The sequence below is a fragment of the Desulfocicer vacuolatum DSM 3385 genome (genome assembly GCF_900176365.1).
Taxonomy (GTDB): Bacteria; Desulfobacterota; Desulfobacteria; order Desulfobacterales; family Desulfobacteraceae; genus Desulfocicer; species Desulfocicer vacuolatum.
On sequence record NZ_FWXY01000018.1, the window covers coordinates 101895 to 121839 of the forward strand.

12 protein-coding genes and 1 pseudogene are annotated in these 19945 nt (G+C 48.0%); 4 read left to right on the plus strand and 9 right to left on the minus strand.

Annotated elements, in window-relative coordinates:
• From B9A32_RS15555 to B9A32_RS15600, 9 genes and pseudogenes are all read right to left on the minus strand, one after another.
• Window positions 1-798, minus strand: coding sequence for a substrate-binding periplasmic protein (locus B9A32_RS15555; RefSeq protein WP_084070561.1), 798 nt, complete (start codon window positions 796-798; stop codon window positions 1-3).
• Window positions 799-1135: 337 nt separating this feature from the next.
• Window positions 1136-2890 (minus strand): sigma-54 interaction domain-containing protein, encoded by a 1755-nt coding sequence (locus B9A32_RS15560; protein ID WP_084070562.1) that lies wholly within the window; start codon window positions 2888-2890, stop codon window positions 1136-1138.
• Window positions 2891-3038: 148 nt separating this feature from the next.
• Window positions 3039-4493: a trimethylamine methyltransferase family protein gene (locus B9A32_RS15565; protein WP_084070563.1), complete on the minus strand. Its 1455-nt coding sequence runs from the start codon at window positions 4491-4493 to the stop codon at window positions 3039-3041.
• An 82-nt stretch (window positions 4494-4575) separates the two neighbouring features.
• Window positions 4576-6105 (minus strand): BCCT family transporter, encoded by a 1530-nt coding sequence (locus B9A32_RS15570; RefSeq protein ID WP_084070611.1) that lies wholly within the window; start codon window positions 6103-6105, stop codon window positions 4576-4578.
• A gap of 369 nt (window positions 6106-6474) precedes the next feature.
• Window positions 6475-8490 (minus strand): heterodisulfide reductase-related iron-sulfur binding cluster, encoded by a 2016-nt coding sequence (locus B9A32_RS15575; RefSeq protein ID WP_084070566.1) that lies wholly within the window; start codon window positions 8488-8490, stop codon window positions 6475-6477.
• A gap of 7 nt (window positions 8491-8497) precedes the next feature.
• Window positions 8498-9451 carry an electron transfer flavoprotein subunit alpha/FixB family protein gene (locus B9A32_RS22180; protein ID WP_084070569.1) on the minus strand — a complete coding sequence of 318 codons (954 nt, stop codon included), beginning with the start codon at window positions 9449-9451 and terminating at the stop codon, window positions 8498-8500.
• Between the two features lie 10 nt (window positions 9452-9461).
• Entirely contained in the window at window positions 9462-10229 is a 768-nt protein-coding gene (locus B9A32_RS15585; protein ID WP_084070571.1) for an electron transfer flavoprotein subunit beta/FixA family protein, read from the minus strand.
• An 89-nt stretch (window positions 10230-10318) separates the two neighbouring features.
• Window positions 10319-11791 (minus strand): annotated as a pseudogene (gene mttB, locus B9A32_RS15595) ([trimethylamine--corrinoid protein] Co-methyltransferase).
• Between the two features lie 418 nt (window positions 11792-12209).
• Complete coding sequence (locus tag B9A32_RS15600; protein ID WP_084070580.1) at window positions 12210-14657, minus strand: GcvT family protein; 2448 nt, start codon at window positions 14655-14657, stop codon at window positions 12210-12212.
• A gap of 1190 nt (window positions 14658-15847) precedes the next feature.
• Here B9A32_RS15600 and B9A32_RS15605 point away from each other — a divergent pair.
• The 4 genes from B9A32_RS15605 to B9A32_RS22570 form a co-directional block, all read left to right on the plus strand.
• Window positions 15848-17302: a CoA-acylating methylmalonate-semialdehyde dehydrogenase gene (locus B9A32_RS15605; protein WP_084070583.1), complete on the plus strand. Its 1455-nt coding sequence runs from the start codon at window positions 15848-15850 to the stop codon at window positions 17300-17302.
• A gap of 357 nt (window positions 17303-17659) precedes the next feature.
• Window positions 17660-18127: a hypothetical protein gene (locus B9A32_RS15615; protein ID WP_212637968.1), complete on the plus strand. Its 468-nt coding sequence runs from the start codon at window positions 17660-17662 to the stop codon at window positions 18125-18127.
• 26 nt (window positions 18128-18153) lie between these two features.
• Window positions 18154-19551, plus strand: a complete 1398-nt coding sequence (locus B9A32_RS15620; protein WP_084070592.1) for an aminotransferase family protein — start codon at window positions 18154-18156, stop codon at window positions 19549-19551.
• 275 nt (window positions 19552-19826) lie between these two features.
• Window positions 19827-19945: Lrp/AsnC family transcriptional regulator (locus B9A32_RS22570; protein ID WP_408607042.1), on the plus strand; the 119-nt coding region annotated here is incomplete at its 3' end.

The following is a 19945-nucleotide window of genomic DNA, read 5'->3' on the forward strand; positions in this document are numbered from 1 at the left end:
TTAGTTTCCAGCAAAGGGATTGCGCTTTTCAGCAGGTGGATGATGTTCGGTGTAGGATTGAATGATATGAAGGTATCTGCCCGAGTTTTTGAGTTCTTTTAATCCTTCGTTAAACGCATTTCGTATGCCTTTTTCCCGGAAAGCGATTTTGTAGGAACTGGGTTTAAAAATATCATGGAAGGTAACTGCCCGGTGTGTGGGGATATTTTTTAGTTTGATTTTATAATATTTAAAAATGCAGTCATCAATAATGATAACCTCTGTTCTTTTATGATAAAACATGCCAATCTGACTTTTCTGACTTGCTATTTCTTTATAACCGGGATTTTCAGTTACCATGGCCTGAAATTCTTTTCCCAGTGCAAATTTTGCCTGTTGAAAGGCGATGATTTCTTTCTCTGCCAGGTCTTTAACGGAATTAATTTTAAAGTTATTGCAGGCAAGTGTCAGTGCAAAATTGTGGTAGGTGATGTAGTCGTGGGAGAAAAAGGCCCCTTTGACCTGGGGATAGTGCTTTTTGACGGTGAGCACCCCATCCACTTTTTTTTCCTTAAAAGATAATTTTGTTCTTTTGAGGGGCTGAAGAATGAATTGAACTTCATATCCTTTTTGACCAAGGGATTCCCGGACAATATCCACTTCAAAACCGGATATTTTTTCATTGGGATTTTGAGGGGTGACCACATAGGGGGAAACGGTTAAACCCACAGATAACTGAAGTGGTAGGCAAAAAGCACAGCAGTGTCCCAGCCATAAGCTGATTGTTAGATACCCCATAATCAGTCTTTTTGTCATCATTTAAATTTTTCCATAAAGCCGGACCCATAGGTTGCAAGATCTCATCCCCCCGGGGTGTAGAAGTCTTTCCATGCCTTAAATGCCGACCGATATTCAAGAACGCCTCTTAATACCGGACATATTGAGTGTCTGCATGTTTACTTGGTGCAGATGTCATTTAGATCTATATTGGGGGTTATCATAAGCCGGGCCACCATACGTTAGATAAAATTTTATCACAAAATGGCAGATATTATGATCAATCCTTCTATATTAGACATCCATGGTTTTATAAATCAAGTTTTTTTAATGGGCAAAGGGGCGTGAAAGATGTGACAGAAGGGTGGCAGCGGTTTGATTACTCAACAGAAAGTCCATGCCTTTTAAGTTTTCGAACCACTGTGGATTGGCTGACCCCAAGATAATCTGCCAGTATTCTGGTGGAGGTGCAGTGATTTAATGCCTGGGTCAGTTTTTCCCTTTCAAATGCCAGAATTTCTTCATTGAGTCCTTTGGATGCAGGGGGGGCAGCTGTTTCCTCACAAGGCGGAGAGATGGGGACTGCTTTGTTTTTTCCCGGGGGAAGAACCGTGTCCAGGACATTGTTTTCTTTGATAACCACCGCATTTTTGATGATGTTTTTCAGTTCGCGCACATTGCCGGGAAAATGATAGCCTTGAAGTTGTTCAATGCATTTTTCTGAAAATCGTTTTTTCTGATTATATGCCTTATTGTATCTTTTTAAATAAAAATCGCATATCTTCAGGATATCTTCGCGTCTTTCACGCAGCGGGGGGATATGAACCGGAAAAATATTGAGCCGAAAATAAAGATCCTGGCGAAATTTTTTTTGCTGAACCTGCTTTTCAAGGTTATGGTTGGTGGCTGCAATGACAATGCAGTCTACTTTGATGGATTTGGTGCCCCCCAGACGTCGGATTTCACCGTCATCCAGGCATTTAAGCAGTTTGGCCTGTATGGGAAAGGGCATATCCCCGATTTCATCAAGAAAAATGGTACCGTTGTTGGCAAGCTCAAATAAGCCGGCTTTGCCTGTATTGGAAGCACCGGTGAATGCGCCTTTTTCGTAACCGAACAGCTCTGCTTCCAGCAGCATGTCCGGCAGGGCCGCACAGTTGATGGAGATAAACGGTTTGTCTTTGCGGCTGCCGTTCTGGTGTACAAATTTGGATAAAAATCCCTTGCCGGTGCCAGACTCTCCTGTGATGAGAATGTTGGAGGCATCCATTTTGGCAAGCTTTAAAAGAACCGTTAAAAGTTGATTCATGGCAGGAGAATCTGCAATGACTTCATGGCTTTTAAGTTCAAGAAGATTGCGGTCGGACAGTTCATTTTTAATGGTGTCCGCCACCTGTCTGGCATGTTTGAGCTGATCTCTTAACTCTTTGACAATGGTCATGTCATGCTCAATGACCACCACAAAACGAATGTCTCCTTTTTTGTCAAAAATGGGCATGCCCGAGGCCATGATGTATTTATTGCTTTTTACAACATACAAGGGGCGGGTCAGGGGTTTTTTTGATTTCAGTATGGCAGGGCTTAGTGCCTGGTCAACAATGCCTTTTTCTGCAAGTTCTCCAATGGGCATGCCCACCATCTCTTCCTTGGTCATGCCGATGAGGCCTGCGGCCACATCATTGACCCTTAAAACAATACCGTTGCCGTCAATGATGTAAATTCCATAATAACTGTGGTCCAGTAAGGATTGGAACTGGAGATGCATCTCTTTAATGGTGGGATATTGCCAGGCAGAGGACTCAAATTTTTCATGGCTTCGTAAAAAACAGACCACACCGTTAAAATTGTCGGAGCTTGTTTTGGCTTTTTTGTCAACCGGTGAGACAACCATTTCAATGCCGCCCCGGGGGCCTTGGATATGAATGGCCTGTTCATTCATGCCCTGTTGGATAAGCGTTTTTACCTGTTTCCATATTTGGGGGGCAATGGTGTCAAGGCTGATGCCGTTGTGTGTATCACATACCAGCAGTTCCTGGGCCCGGGGATTTATATATTGAATGATTCCATTGTTATCCAGGCCCATGACGCCGATGCATGCGTGTTGCAATATGGTTTCAGGAGATAGTTTGGTCATCTTAATTTTTCCGTTGGCGTAAAAGTATTATGACCGAACCCATATCAACTCTCTTGTCCGTGGTCAATATTAATCGGACCGGGTATGGCTGGAGGGTGGATGGTGTTTCCCGGTTCCTTTTGCGGCAAGGAACCGGGCGTTTCATGGATTATTCTCCTCTGACTTTTTCCAGGAATTTTTTCAGATCCTTGTCCAGATCCTTTGAAATCATCATTTCAGGCCGGGCGGCAAGGATTTCCTTGTATTTTTTGTTGGCCCGGGCCATGATGCTCTCTTTGCCGGTGGATTCCCATTTATCGTAGGATGTCCAGCAGGACACCGTGGGCAGCCATTGGCTTTTGAATCTTTTAAAGGTGTCAGCATGGGAGAGATAACTGCCGCCGGGTCCCACCTCCTTCATTACATCCAGAGATATTTCACTGTCCGAGGTGTCCACCCCTTCGCAGATACGGATCACCCGGCGCATCATCTCTTCATCAATGATGAACTTTTCGTATGATATGGTCATGATGGCATCCAGCACCCCAAATACCTGTTCAATCATGTGGCCCCCTGACATGAGGCCCATCATCATGTTCTGCATGGTGTCGTATCCGGCCTGGATGTCCACCTCTTTGGAGTCGGTCATTCCTGCCATGATCCGGGTGGGCACCTTGTAAAAATCAATGGCCATCTGAAGACAGGCAGAGTTGATGAGAAATTGTTCCGGCGGGGCATAGATGCAGATGGCGGTGCGCATGTCCGCCACAGTGGAGGCGGGACAATACACCATGGGACATCCGGGATTAATGAGCTGGATCAGGGCATTGCCTGCCAGCACCTCGGTGTTTTGCTGCACAATGCTGCCAAACACAGACATGGGGGCTGTGATACCGGCCAGGGCACAGGGCAGCAGATACACCGGTTGATTCTTTTTTGCATAGGCAATGACGGTGTCCAGGGTTTCCGTGGCATATTTCAACGGACTTAAAGGGTTGGTGCTGACCCCCACACAATAATTATTTTCAAGATAATCTTCCCCAAAGACCATTTCCACCATTTTAAGGGATTCTTCCGCCTTTTTGGTGACAGTGCAACTTCCTATGAGGGGTTTGTCCGTGTGTTTAATGGTTTCGTAAAGCATGTAAAGGGCCCGTTCCGATGCCTCCACATCATCAGGGGCCACAGGGGTGGCTCCGGTGAGCTTTACAATGTCACTGGCCTGGGACAATTTTTGAAAATTGGCATAATCCTCCAGAAGCCCCCGGCGTTTTCCCCGGTCCATGTCTTCACAAAAGACACAACCCACATTGGGATGTGGGGCCATGCCGTCTCCTATGGTCACCGACTGGGCATTGTTTCTTGCCACATGGCGATACACTGTGGGGGCCTGGTCCATGGCGGTTTCTGCCATGGCTCTGGGAATAAATACGGTTTTTCCCTCAACCTTTGCCCCGTGTTTTTTAAAAACGGCAAGGGCTTCATCATGTTCAAATATCACCCCGTTGTTTTCCAGAAGATCAATGCTGGCTTCATGGATACGGGGCAGGTCGGCATCTCCCACAATTTTGGTGCGGGGAAGTTTTCGTGTGCTTGAGTTGCAGAATGTATTGGAAGAGATCATGTCTATACTCCGGGTTTAATTAAATTTAGGCGATTTAATCCTGACAGAGAATCAAAATTCATCAGGTTTTGTTATGGCAGAATTATTTTTCTTTTTTTAATAGAAGAAAAGTGGAAACCATCATGCCCACCATGACAAAGGCAAAGGGCAGGGCTGCCACAATGGAAGCGGTCTGCAATGCCTTTAATCCTCCTGTTATGAGCAGCACCACGGTGATGGAACCGATTAAAAAACCAAAGATTAATTTTACCGGTGTGCTGGGCTCCAGTTCTCCTCCTGAGATGATCATGGCAACAAAAAATGATGCAGAGTCTGCAGAGGTGATCAAAAAAATGATTAAATTGAAAAAAACGATGAAGCTGATAAGACCGCCCAGGGGATATTGGGTGAGCAATGTAAAGATACCGGAGCCTGCATCGGCGGAAATGGCCTTGTACATTTCAAGGGTGCCGTTCATTTCCGCATGAAGGGCAGATCCCCCCACCACGTTGAACCAGACAAAGGTGATGACAAGGGGAACAAGGATAACACCGAAAATAAATTCCCGGATGGTGCGTCCTTTGGAAATACGTGCCACAAATCCCCCCACAAAGGGTCCCCATGCGATCCACCAGCACCAGTAGAAGATGGTCCACCATCCCATCCATTTACCTTCGCTGGCCTGGGCCATGGGATCGGTCCAGAAGGACATGAAGACAAAATTGGAAAAGTATTGTCCCACCGAGTCCACCATGAGGTTTAATAAAAATTTTGTGGGACCGGCAAAGAGAAAAAACAATAATACAAAAAAGGCAAGCACCATGTTGGTGTTACTCAGGTACTTGATGCCCCGCTGGAGTCCTGACACGGCTGAGACGGTGTATCCCACAATGAGAAACAGCATCACCACCACAAGGCCTGTGGTGCCAAGATCTGCACCAAAAACGTGATTAATACCGAACTTGATGGACATGAGCCCCATGCCAAGGGAAGTGGCAATGCCTGCGATGGTGGCAAAGGCGGCCAGAAAGTCCACAAGTTTGCCCCAGAATCCTTTGGTATTATCCCCTAAGATACCATGGAGGGAATTGGCAATGGAAAGGGGCATTTTAAGACGATAGGTGGTGTAGGCAATGGCAAGACCGGCAATGGCGTAACAGGCCCATCCGTGAATTCCCCAGTGCAAAAGACTGATCTGCATGGCCACCGGGGCTGCCCCGGGGGTGGCACCTTTGGCCAGATAGGGAGGGGACATGTAATGGTACAGGGGTTCGGCAACTCCCCAGAATATAAAGCCGATGCCAATACCGCAGCTAAATAACATGGCAATCCATGAACCAAAGGAGAATTCGGGTTTTTCGTTATCCTGTCCCAATGAAATGTCTCCATACCGGCTCACTCCCACCCATGCAAGGAATGCGATAAAAGCGGACACAGACAGCATGAAAAACCATCCAAAATTAACGGAAATCCAGTTTTGTGAACTGCTCATGGCCTTGGAAAAATTGTCTGGAGCCATGATTCCCCACAGGGTGATGGCACAGCACAGAATCAATGTGCTCCAGAATAATTTGGGGTCATATTGTCCTAATATGCCGTTGGATTTTGGCGTTTCTTTTACATTGTTTGCCATTTTTTCTCCTCTGTTTTCTGGTTTGTTTTGAGTTTTAAAAAAGACTTTAAATAAATTAAATCCTTTGCCGTTTTTGTTTGTTTCATATGAAAGGGTAGATAAATTTAACGTTTTTTCGTACTTTGTTTGGGCAAGCCGAGGTGCAAGATGAGCTCTGCCCATGGCAGTTTATTAGAAAATAAAACTTCCGGGCACCCTCAGCAGAGCCCCCCCGACGGGCAATAGGAACCGGGCAATTGAGCTGTCTACAGTTCCGGCCCGGGCCCATTGCCCGTCGGGGGGCGGCATGATACCATATAATCTTTGTTGTGTTCCCCAGGACATTAGCGGATTTATTGAAATCGTATCTTCAAATCTGCCAGGTGCCTTTTAATGTGTTTCCTTTATTTTTCGGTGCATAATTTCTGCAAGATCATGGACCTTGATCTCACTGCCACACTCTTTAAGGCCGTCCTGGAGCATGGTAATGCAGTAGGGGCAGGCCGAGGCCACCATGTCTGCACCTGTGGCTGTGATCTCCTTTGCCCGGTCCACATTGATATAATTGCCCAAAGTTTCCTCCATGAACATCCTTGCACCGCCGGCACCGCAGCAGAAGCCCTTGTCTTTTGTGCGTTTCATTTCAATGGGGGCCTGTCCCCGGTTCATCTGTGCGATGAGCTCCCTTGGCTCGTCAAAGATACCGTTCCATCGTCCCAGATAGCATGAATCATGGAAGGTGATGGTACCAAGGGACCTTTCATCCAGAATCAACCGGTTTTGCCGGACAAGTTCCAGAAGATACTGGGAATGGTGAACCACGGGAAAATCAGCACCAAATTCAGGATATTCATTTTTCAACATATTATAGGTGTGGGGGCAGGCCGTGAGAATCCTTTTGGGCCTGCATTCATTCAACACCTCCACATTCTGCATGATCATCATCTGGGCCAGGTATTCATTACCTGCCCGGCGGGCCGTATCCCCCACTCCCCATTCCTGTTCACCCAGTATGGCCACATTGACACCGGCTATTTTCAGCAGTTCTGCCAGGGCCCTGGAAATTTTAACGGCCCGGTCGTCAAAGGAGGATGCGGAGCCCACAAACCAGAGAATGTCCGGGTGGGGATTTTCTGCCATGGTGGGAATGCCCGTCTCCTTTGCCCAATTGCCCCGTGTGTCTGCACTGAATCCCCAGGGGTTGCCCTGGTTTTCAAGGTTGGTGAAGGTGTCCTGCATTTCCACGGGGAATTCCGCCTCCATGAGTACCTGATATTTTCTGGCTTCCAGGATAAAATCAAGGTGCTGGATGTTCACAGGGCAGATATCTTCACAGGCCCGGCAGGTGGTGCAGGACCAGATAATATCCGGTGTGATCTCTGTCCCTTCCCCCACAATGGGGTCAATTTCTTCTTTATTGCCTTTCAGGATATTATCGGACCACTTGAACAGATCTGTCTTAAGATCGTGGACAATGGCCTTGGGTGACAATGGTTTGCCTGTGTGGTCAGCAGGGCATTGTTCCTGACACCTGCCGCACTCGGTGCAGGCATAGAGATTTAACACATTATACCAGTTGAGTTCGTTTATTTTGCCAAGGCCGAAGCTTTCGGCGTCTTCGTCCTCAATGTCTGTTTTTTGAACCGCCTTTTCCCGTTCCAGAGGCTTTAAAAATACATTGGGGGCCGCCGCCAGAAGGTGCAGGTGCTTGGAACCGGGAATGTAGATCAGAAATCCCAGGATGGTCAGCATGTGGATGAAATAGAAGGTTTCAAACAAAAATACCTGGGTATCGGCGGACAGGTGCGCCATGCCGAAAATCGAGACGATGATGCCGGAAACGGGGAACACACCGCTGTAATCATACCCCTGGGCCGCATAGGGGGATACCACCTGGCAGGCATTGATCAGATGAAAGGTGATGATGATCACACTGGTGAAAAGAATGATGAGATTGGCATCCCTTCCCATGGTGAGGTATGCGGGCTTGGTAACAAAGCGGCGGTGGGCGGCATATGCAAATCCGGCAAGCACCAGAAATCCCAGGATGTCCGCCGTAAAAAGGTAGAAATTATACAGCCCCGGCAGCAGGTGTCCCACGCTGAAACCGGGAATGACCCCCCGGATCATCAATTCCAGGGAGTGGGGCTGGACCGCCAGAAACCCGAAAAAGATAAGGGTGTGGGCCCAGCCCGCCATTTTTTTGCGCCGTACATTGCTCTGGCCCAGCACATCCCTGAACAGCACTCCCATGCGTTCTTTGATGCGATCCGGTTCCCCGGGACCGGGACCGTCCACGGATTGCATGATAAGAAAAAGCCGTTGAACCTTGGTTTTAAAGAGGTAAAACGCCCCGGCGAGTAAAATCGCCATAATTGCTGATTTAAGAGCAAGATACAGTGTCATGGCTTTATTATCCCTGTTTTTCCAGTTCCTTTGTCAATGCCGGTACCACTTCAAACAGATCTCCGATGATGCCGTAATCGGATTTGGTGAAGATGGGGGCGTCCTTGTCCGTGTTGATGGCCACAATGACCTTGGATGTTTTCATGCCGGCAAAATGCTGCACCGACCCTGAAAGACCGCATCCAATGTAAAGTTTGGGGCTGACAATTTTACCGGTCTGTCCCACCTGCATGGAATGGGGGGCATAGCCTGCATCCACAGCGGCCCTGGATGCCCCCACCACAGCATCGAGTTTCCGGGCACATTCATCAAGAATTTTAAAATTGTCACTGGATGCCATGGGACGTCCCCCGGAGATGATCACCGTGGCTTCGGTGAGATCTTTCCGGCTGGAATCCGCTGCCTGAACCTCGGTGACAATGATGGCATCGCTGTTTTCCACTTCCACGGTGTGCGGGGTTATTTTAATGGTGACCGGGGATTCAACAGCTTCAAAACTATTGGGACGGATGCCGCACACAAAGAGGGCACCTGTCATTTCCAGTGTGGCAACGGCCTTGCCGGAAAAATGGGATTTTTTCACTGTATTGGCGGTGAAATCAACATCCATGCAGTCCAGGGCCAGGGGGGCCTTTAAGGCCATGGCGGCCCGGGCCAGAACATCGTTACCCGTGGGGCTGCTCACCCCGAGAAGGGCGCTGATGCCAAAATCCGTTGCCCCCTTTGCCAGGGCTTCTCCTGTAGCCTGGGGGGATTTGGAAAAATCAATATCTTTGGCTTCAAGGGCCACAAGTTCTGTGACACCGCAGGCTGCCAGTTGATCTTTGTATTTGTCTGCCCGGCCGTCCAGGAGAAATCCAGTGACTTCCCCGCCACCGGCCGCAGCAGCGGAGATGACACCAAACACGCTTTGTTTGATCTCCTGATCCGTTGTTTCTATGAATACGCCTGTCTTGGACATGATCTTCTCCTTAAATGACCTTTTCTTCTTCTTTTAAAATCTGGACCAGGGAGGCCACGATTTCCCGGGTACTGCCCTCAAGTATCTTTGCATTGGATCGTTCCTGGACCGGTTCCAGGGATTTGAGCCGGCACTGTCCCTGGTCGGTAAGGCCCATATCGGCAAGATCCATCTCTTTGATCTCTTTTTTCTTGGCCTTGAGAATGGCCGGCAGCTTGGGAAAACGGGGTTCGTTCAAGCCCTTGGCGGCACCCAGAACACAGGGGGTTTTTATGGTAATAAGTTCCTTTGCCCCGCCGTCAATTTCCCGTTGTACGTTTACGGTTTCCCCCCCATGGGAAAACGCCACAATACCTGTGGCCACGGGAAGGCCCATTTCCGCAGCCAGGCGATAGGGGGTTTGCATGCCTTCTCCATCCACGGACTGTTTTCCCATGAAGATAAGGTCGGCCCCGCCATCGTCGGTGATGGCTTTACAAAGGGCTTTGGCAGTTATGTCACTTCCGGGGAACTGATCTTCAGTTTTGATAAGAATACTGCGGTGAACACCCATGGCCATGACGGCTTTTAATGTGTTGGCTGCCCCTTTGTCCCCCACACATACGGCAATGACCTCGCCTTTTTTATTTTTTTCCACCAGGCTCACAGCTTCTTCAACACCGTATTCATCATAGGGGTTTGCCACATATTTTACTTCTGTGTCATAGGCGGCATCTCCCACAATTTTAATATTGGCTGCGGTATCGGGAACATGCTTGACACACACATAAATGCGCATTGTTAATATCCTTCATTAAATCGTTTGGTTGGTTTTGACCCACCGGGTCACACCCCGGTTGTGTGGCATCAACCCGGTGGATCTTTGGGCTATTTTTTGATGCCCAGTTCTTCTTCAGCACCGTCCACAATATCCCGCACTTTTTTGAGAACTTCGTCAGACAGCTGTGGGGGCTCATAGGTTTCAAGGATATGACGCACTTCGTCATTGGCCCGCTCATAGGCATCCTTGGACCCCGCAGCTTCCCATTTGGGTCGCATCTGTCGATTCATCAGTTTGGGGCTACTGGTTAAGCGCATGTTTTGAAAGGTGGATTTATGGGCAAGATAATCCTTAAATGGGCCGACCTCCTTGATCGTATCCAGACTAAGGGTTTCATCATTGACCTCAATACCGTTCACCGTTCTTTTGATCATGCCTGCCACTTCATTGTCCAGCACCAGCTGTGCCAGATCAAAGGTGATGCCCATTTCCAGCATACCCAGTCCGTAGATAACGTTGCACCCTGACAACGCCGGAAGGATACCGGTGATGGTTTTTTCGTGGCCTGACTGATAATCGGTTAATTTTGAATCGCCCTAACCACCGGCGGCAAAACAGGGCAGGCTGTAGTATCGCGCAAGGCGTGCCACAGCTGCATTGATGATGCCGGTTTCAGGAGATCCCACCGATGCCGTGCCCTGTTTCAGATCCAGGGGGCAGGTGGAGGAGGCATACATGAAAGGTGCTCCCTTTTTCACCAGCTGGGACAATACAAGGCTTGCCAGGAGTTCAGCATTCTGCTGCACCAGGGTACCTGCAATGTGGATGGGGGAGGAACCGCCGGACATGGCCATGCCGATGCAGTTTACCCCCATGCCGTTCCGGGCTGCTTCAATGATGATCTCGCAGTGGTGGCTGGAAAGTTTTAACGGGCTGATGGGACAGGTGACAAAGGTTAGAAAAGGTCTTTCCCTGAATTTATCGTTACCCCCTGCGATGGCTGAGCAGATTTCAATGATTTTACCGCATTGGTATCGGTCCACCGGCCCCAGCCAATGATGTTTGGTGGTATTGGTCAAGGACGCTTCGGCATTGTGCAGGGCCTGGACAGAGTGGTGTTTGTCATGGGAGAGCATACATCGTTCATAGGTCTCCACATGGGGCAGGTAATCAATGATCCGGGCTGCCATCTCCACATCTTTTTTGGTGGTTTCACGGTGCTCACCGGTGTAGGGGTCCACAAACATGATGCCTTCGCCAAAGTTGGTAAAGGTGACCCGGTTGGCTTCCAGTGCCACGTCGCTTTCAGGAATCCGACCATAGGCGTGGTAGGTATCCGGTGCCCACCGGATGACATCTTCCACCAGATAGGGGGGGAAAGTAACCACATTGTCCTTTTCGTTAATGGTGGCACCGCCGCCACTGAAAATTTCTCTGGCTTCCCGGCTTTCAACGTATACACCGGTGTTTTTCAGTATCTCAAGTGTGCCCAGATGAATTTCGTACAACTCATCTTCTGTGAGCACATTGAGGCTGAAACCGCCATTGTAAAGTTTTCCGGACTTGATGGGACGCTTCATGTAAACTCCTTTTTTTCAAGTCTGTTATGGGTCATGACAAAAGACCGTTTTGCTGTGGAATTAACCTTGTAAAACGATTTTTGTCCTGATTACGTATTCTGTTGTTTTCGGGTGGTTCTTTTTTTTCTTTGTAACTTCCGCAGGCAGTGCTTATTCTGATTCGGTTCTGCCATCTCAAAAGCTTGAGACGCCCCCCCCCGGGTTTCGAACTATTTCATAGAACGGGCATCTCCTGCCGGACACAACAAATATAGGGTCGTAGACGCGGAACTAAATGGTATTATACCGCCGCCCCCCCGATGGGTAATGGTCCCGGAACGGAACTGTAGACAGCTCAATTGTCCGGTTCCTGTTACCCATCGGGGGGGCGGCTCTGCCTTAGGTTGCCCGGAAGTTTTATTTTCTAATAAAAAAAATGTCAGGCCTTGATGGACTTTCCCTGGGGATCATAGGGCGCTTTTAAATGAATTGTAATGGGATAGCGTTTGTTTTCCACTTCAATTTCATATTTTCCGTCCATGATCCATTCATCGCGGATCCCCTCTCTATTGGAGAGATACACCATGCCGATGGAATGTCCTGACACATGGGCGTAGGAACCGTGGGTGTTTTCGCCTGCTATTTCTCCGTTGCGATAGATGGGTTCATCATGGTAAATCAACGGCTCTGGATCATCAATGGTAAAGATCACCAGTTTTTTCTTGATACCCTCTTCTTTTTGTTTTACCAGGGCAGCTTTTCCAATGAAATCGTCTTTATCAAGTTTCACAGCAAAGCCCAGTCCTGCCTCATAGGGAGTATCGTCCGGGGATATGTCGCTGCTCCAGTGACGGTACCCCTTTTCCAGGCGCAGGGAATCCACGGCATGGAGACCGCACATTTTAACGTTAAATTCTTCACCGGCCTTCATCAGTTCATCAAAAATGCCCTGGGCAAAGGGGGTGGGGATATAGAGTTCCCAGCCAAGTTCTCCCACAAAACTCATGCGAACGGCATAGGCTGTGGCAAATCCTGCATAAATTTCCTTGGCCGTGGCAAAGGGAAAGGCGTCATTGGAAAGATCTTCATCAGTGATTTTGCTTAACAGATCCCTTGATTTGGGCCCCATGACACCGAGCATGGTATAGGACCAGGTGACATCGGTGAGTGTGGCATGGGCATCTTTGGGTGTGTGGCGCTTGATCCAGTCAAAATCCCGGGTGGTGGTGGCACCGGCGGTGACAATGAAAAATTTATCTTCTTCCATTTTTGTCACGGTGATGTCAGCTTCAATGCCGCCCCGTTCATTTAACATCTGGGTATAAACAACTTTTCCCACGGGTTGGGCCACATCATTGGCACATACTGTCTGGAGCACTTTTTCAGCATCTTTTCCCTGCATGAGAAATTTTCCCATGGAGGTCAGATCATAAATACCGACATTTTCCCGGATGTTCATGTGTTCCCGGGCAGAGAAGTCAAACCAGTTCTGTCGTTCCCAGCTGTATTCATACTTGGGCTCAACGCCTTCAGGGGCAAACCAGTTGGCCCGTTCCCAGCCGGACACCACGCCAAAGCAGGCCCCCAGGTCTTTTAGTCTGTCATGGATGGGGGTTTTTAACACATCCCTTGAAGAGGTGGGCTGTTTAAATGGGAAATGGTCGGCATAAAGGTTGCCCACGGACTCCACATTGACCCGTTCTTCAATATATTTAAGGTTGTTCTGCCATTTGTTGTAACGTCTCACATCCACCGGCCACAGATCTTCGTCCGGGTATCCCTGGACAATCCAGGTGGCCAGGGCCATGCCGGCACCACCGGCACTTGTGATGCCCACGGAGTTCATGCCGCAGCCCACAAAGAAATTTTTCACACCGGGCGCTTCCCCCAGAAGATAGGAGGTGTCCGGGGTGAAACTTTCAGGTACGGTGGTAAGATTGGTAACACCGGTCTCTTCAAAGGCAGGACATCGAATGATGGCGTTCTGTATGAAAAGATCCATCTGGTCCCAGTCTTCATCCAGCTGGGTGTATTCAAAATTATCCGGGATGCCTTTCACCCCCCAGGTTTTTGCCATGGGTTCAAACCCTCCCATGAGCAGGCCTCCCATCTCTTCTTTAATATAGATGTACCCGTCCATGTCCCGAAGGTATGGCATCTCCTTGTAGACGCCTTCTATGGGTTCTGTGGTCATGTGCATGTGCTCCGCCGCCACCAGGGGAAGGGATACACCCACCATTTTTCCCACTTCACGGCCCCACATGCCGGCACAGTTGACCACATATTCACACTGGATTTCGCCCTGATCGGTTTTGACACCCTTGACAGTATCGTTTTCAAGCTTGATGTCCAGTACCTTTATATTTTCAATGATGGTGGCCCCGCCCATGCGGGCACCCTTGGCCAGGGCCTGGGTGGTATCTTCGGGGTTGGTGACGCCGTCATCCGGCTGGTACCATGCCCCTGTGAGGTCGTCTGTCTGCATCACAGGAAAGAGTTTTTTTGCTTCCTCCATGCTGATCTCTTCCATTTTAATACCAAAGGCCCTTGCCATGCCAAGGGCGCGTTGGTATTCACTTCTTCTTGCCTGGGTCCGGGAAACCCTTAATGATCCATTTCTTTTATAACCTGTGGGCTGACCGGTTTTGGCTTCCAGTCCTGCATAAAGATCGGCACCGTATTTGGCAAGTTTGGTTAAAGGACTTGTGGACCATAATTGTCCCAGAAGGCCGGCCGCAGCCCAGGAGGTTCCAGATGAAATGCGTTTTCTTTCCAGTAAAACCACATCTTTCCAGCCCATTTCCACAAGATGGTAGGCCGTACTGCATCCCACGATTCCACCGCCGATGATGACCACCTGTGCATGGCTGGGTAGTTGATTGCTCATGATCTCTCTTCCTCCTTATAAAAAATAACATGTAAGTGGTTGCCGGTTCATATCTGCATCGTAAATATTCGACCTGTATCCCATATTCACTTGTTTTAACCTGATCACCTGATGTCGGTTCTGCTGTGCAGTCCCAAACAGGCGAATATGGGGCACCGGCCAAATGACGCTTGTAATTTTCAGGTTATGTTGACAAACCTAATTTTTACGCTGCATCGGGGCTATATTTTTAAAATTTTGGTTTTGGCAGTTCAAAATGCAAAAAAGGTGCCACCAATGCGGTAAGGTGTTAATAAATTTGTGTGATGATGATTTTTTTTATTAAAATAATCTTTGTTAGCAATGCTTTCAGGGGTCCTTGGGCGGGCGTTTGTGTAGGAAATAAAATGTTATTTTAATATAAATTCGGGGAGATTTGTTTTGTTTTTCCATGGAGAATACCTGGTGAGTCATATGTGAATTGTGCTTTTTTGTTGATAACTATTTGAAAATACAATTAAAGGTTTTGTTTGGGATTCGTGATTCATATTTGAAGTATTTATATCTCTTTTAAAAACAGTAATTTATTCCGATTTAAATTGCTTTGGCTTCAAAGGTGAATCAGCTCTTGTGCGCCTTGTGCCTTTTTTTCAGGTTCTGTGGATCATAAGTTGTGATCTTGAAATTTTTAAATAATGGATATCGCATTTTTTTTATCAAGTTCGCAACATTAAGAACAGAGGCGTTTCACTGTTATAGTAAAAGTTGCAAAAATTGTTTAATAACGGCTATTTATGGGGTCTGTCATTGGGGTTGAATTATTATTTTCACGCTGTTTTTTGGGGGGAGGGCGGCCATCTGGGGATCTTTTTTTGATAAACGCAATTATTTGGGGGGGGCTGCTTTCTATATTCGAGTTTTATTGGTATTTAAATTGCATTAATCGTTTTTAAATGCAAATTTTTGTTTGACAATAGAAATGAATGCTTGTAAGAATGTGGACATGGTTAAGATCAAGATGTTGTAAGTTGTCGGATGATTTCGCAGCGAATAGTAAACTGTTGCGTATGAACATGTGGGCTTCTTCATGCTTGCAGCCGAATCAATAGGATGAAGGATGACACATCGTGTTCCGGTAATTTTAAACCTTCATATATGCATTTGAAATGTTAGATTATTAATCTGTTTTATTTTATGGGGAGGCAAGGCAAATGGGTGTAAAAGCAATACAGAATTATATTAACGGAGAATGGGTGGATTCTGCTACTGACACGTTGGGAGATGTCTGGAATCCGGTTCTGGGCGAAAAGATAGCTTCAGTTCCCTATGGAATTGCCTCGGATGTGGATGCGGCTGTGGCTGCAGCCCGGGAAGCCTTTCCCCAGTGGCGGGCCACGCCACCCCTGAGCCGGGCAAGATATCTTTTCCGCCTCAAGGATGCTTTTGAAGAAGAATTTGAGGAAATTGCCCGCATACTCACCACAGAGCAGGGCAAAGCCATTGACGAATCCCGGGGGGAAGTGCGGCGCATGATCGAGAATATTGAACATGCCACCGGCGTCACCACCATGATGACCGGCTATTGTCTGGAAGACATCGCCAAGGGCATTGATTCTGCGCTGTATCGTCAGCCCATGGGGGTTTTTGCCTGCATTGCTCCTTATAATTTCCCAGCCATGGTTCCCTGGTGGTTTTTGCCCTATGCATTGGTCACGGGCAACACCTATGTGTTGAAACCCTCGGAGCAGGTGCCCATGACCCAGAATAAGATTTTTGATATCATTGACGATGTGGGATTTCCTGAAGGGGTTGTGAATCTGGTGAACGGTTCCAGGGACGTGGTTAATGCCATGCTGGACCATCCGGACATTGAAGGCGTCTCCTTTGTGGGGTCCACCCCCACGGCCAAATATATCTATGAGCGGTGTGGAGCCACAGGAAAACGGGTGCAGTCCCTGGGCGGTGCCAAAAACATTGTGGCCATCATGCCCGATGCCGATGTGGATGCCGGTATGCCCTCCTTGATCACCTCCTTTTTTGGATGTGCAGGTCAGCGCTGCCTGTCCGGTTCCATACTTTCGCCGGTGGGGGAAGGCGCTGATGCCTTCATTGAAAAATTCGTGGCCAGCACCAAAGCCATGAAGGTGGGCAACGGCCTTGATGAAACAACAGCCATGGGGCCTGTGGTGAGCAGTGCCCACAGGGACCGGGTGCTCTCCTACATTGAAAAGGGTCTGGAAGAGGGGGCAGAATTGATTCTGGACGGCCGTGATTTTAAGGTGGAAGGATATCCCCATGGATTTTTTGTGGGGCCCACCATATTTGACAAGGTAACGCCGGACATGACCATTGCCAAAGAGGAGATCTTTGGCCCTGTGGTGAGCATTGTACGTTCTGAAACCCTGGACGATGTCATTGAATTGATTAACACCCGGGATTTCGCCAATGCCGCCTGTATTTATACCCAGAATGCCAAGGCAGTTCGCGAATTAAGATATCGTGCAGCCCCGGGCATGATCGGGGTGAACATCGGCATTGCCGCACCCATGGGTTTCTTTCCCTTTGGCGGTTCCGGTAATTCCATGTTTGGGGATATTAAAGGACATGGTCGGGAAATTTTTCAATTTTTCACCGATACCAAGGTGGTTATTGAGCGATATTTTTAAATCATGAAATCGTCAGGTTACCGCTGTTTAACGGGCATCTCCTGTGGGACACAACAAATATAGGGTCGTAGACGCGGAGCCAAATGGTATTATACCGCCGCCCCCCCCCCGATGGGCAATGGGCCCGGACCGGAACTGTAGACAGCTCAATTGTCCGGTTCCTATTGCCCATCGGGGGGAGGCGGCTCTGCTGAGGTTGCCTTGGAGGCTGCCTTTTTATATAACGGTCATGATGCGCTGCATCACAACAAATAATGAAAGTCTATTATAAAAATATCCGAATGGTTCTACCGTTCTGTATGTGTCTGAAATTATGATATTTAAAATTACTTTCTTATAAAAAAAACAACACCGGCGTTGCCTGATAATGGCAGGGCCGGTGATATAGAGGTCCATATGCCCCTGATTAATTTTGGAAGTATCCTTGGATTTGCCGAGGAAATTGAAAATCAACAGCTGGAATTTTACAACGATGTTTTGAAAAATTCCGATTGCCATGCCTGTCATGCACCGTTTGAAACCTTTGCAAAGGCTGCAAAAAAGCGGGTGAAAGAGGTGTTGCGGGTGCGCAGGGAAAATGTCACGGAAATGATCCTGGAGACCATTGAAGGATTTGAGCGAAAAGCTTTTCTCATCACATTGGAAGATGTTTCCGCAATGGCACCCCGGGCCGTGGCCCACAATGCCCTTGAATTATCAAACAGATCCATCTCTTTTTATAAAGAGGCGGCCCAGCGGCTCAAGGGACAGGCAGAGGTGGCTCTGGCATTGAAAAATCTTGCTAAGAAACATGGTAAAGAGTTGAAAAAATTACAGGAACTATAGGGTGTTCCACCCATGGGAGAATTGAAATGGCATCTGAACAAAATTGGCTTGATTATGATGTAGAGACTATGGTGGCTGGAGACAAAAACAGCCTGTGGCATCACCTGAAATCCCACACCTGCTTTAAAGACAATGAACAGATGATTGTGGTGGGTGGGGAAGGTCTTAAAATAAGAGATATCAGGGGCAATGAATACCTTGATGCCACATCCGGCGGGGTGTGGAGTGTCATGGTGGGGTATGGCCGGGAATCCATTGCCCGGGCCGTGTATGAGCAGCTGAAGGAGATGCCCTATTTTGCAGGGGCATACGGCACCATTCCCTCCATTAAATTTGCAAGCAAACTTTTGGAACTGCTGCCCCGGCATGACAAGATATATTTTTCCAATTCCGGTTCAGAAGCCAATGAAAAAGCCTTTAAAATGGTGCGTCTGGCATCCCGCATAGATCCTGCCCGAAAGGGAAAATATAAAATACTTTATCGAGATCGGGATTACCACGGAACCACCGTGGCCACCATGAGTGCCTGCGGCCAGTTTGAACGGAAAAAAGGGTTTGGTCCCTTTGTGGAAGGCTTCCCTGAAGTACCCCACTGCCTTTGCTATCGATGCCCCTTTGACAAAACATATCCCGGGTGTGACATTGAGTGTGCCAGGGCCGTTGAAGAGGTGATTCTCAAGGAGGGGCCAGATACTGTGGGGGGCTTTATTGTGGAGCCCATCACCGCAGGTGGCGGCATCATTCCTCCGGTGAAGGAGTATTTTCCCATTGTTCAGGAGATCTGCAAAAAATACGGGGTGTGGATCATCATGGACGAAGTGGTGTGCGGATTTGGCAGAACCGGAAAATTCTGGGGACACGAACATTATGATGTGGACCCTGATATTGTTACCATGGCCAAGGGACTTGCAAGCTCCTATGAAGCCTTGTCTGCCACGGCCGTGAAGCAGGAAATTTTTGATATTTTTCTCAATGACACAGCTCGCCCGGAGGAGCAGACCAATTATTTCCGGGATATAAGTACCTATGGCGGATGCACAGCTCCCATGGCCGCAGCACTGGAGAGCACCCGGATCATTGAAGATGAAAATCTTGTGGAAAACAGTCGTAAAATGGGAGAACTCCTTTTGGAAAAATTAAAGGGGCTGGCCCATTTGCCCAATGTGGGAGATGTTCGGGGCGTGGGGCTTTTCTGCGGTCTTGAGATTGTTTTAAATCAAGAGGACAAGGCGCCCCCCACTGAACAGCAGATGGCGAAACTCATGGGTAATATTGTGGCTGAAAAGGTGATTGTGGGCAGAACCAACTCCAGTCTGCCCGGGTTGAACACCACGCTTTATTTTGTGCCCTGTCTCACTGTCACCGAGGATGAACTTGACACCATTGTTGCAGCAGTGGAAAAGGGAATTCAACAAACTTTTTAGGCATCTTTCAGATGACCCAAAAAGGAGTTTGCACTTTGTTGGAAACTTACCCTCAAAATGAGGACATTACTCTGGAAAGTGTAAAACAGAAATGAAATATGCCATTTTTAAATTGAATTTGCAGTTTTGTATTCAATGGTTGACACTTTTCCCGGGTATGTCCTATTTTATGTGGGCTGTCACGGGCAGATTCCATTCTGACCCGCTTTTGCCCACAACAAAGCTTGAAATACACCCCTGGTTTGCGGAGTATTTCATATAAAAGGAGTGCCCAGGTGCATACCGGCTTGGATCAAAAGGATTTTAAAATTATTGAGTTGCTTCAAAAAGACGGCAGGATGCCCAACACTGTGATTGCAAAGGAAGTGGGTATTTCCGAAGCCACGGTGAGAAG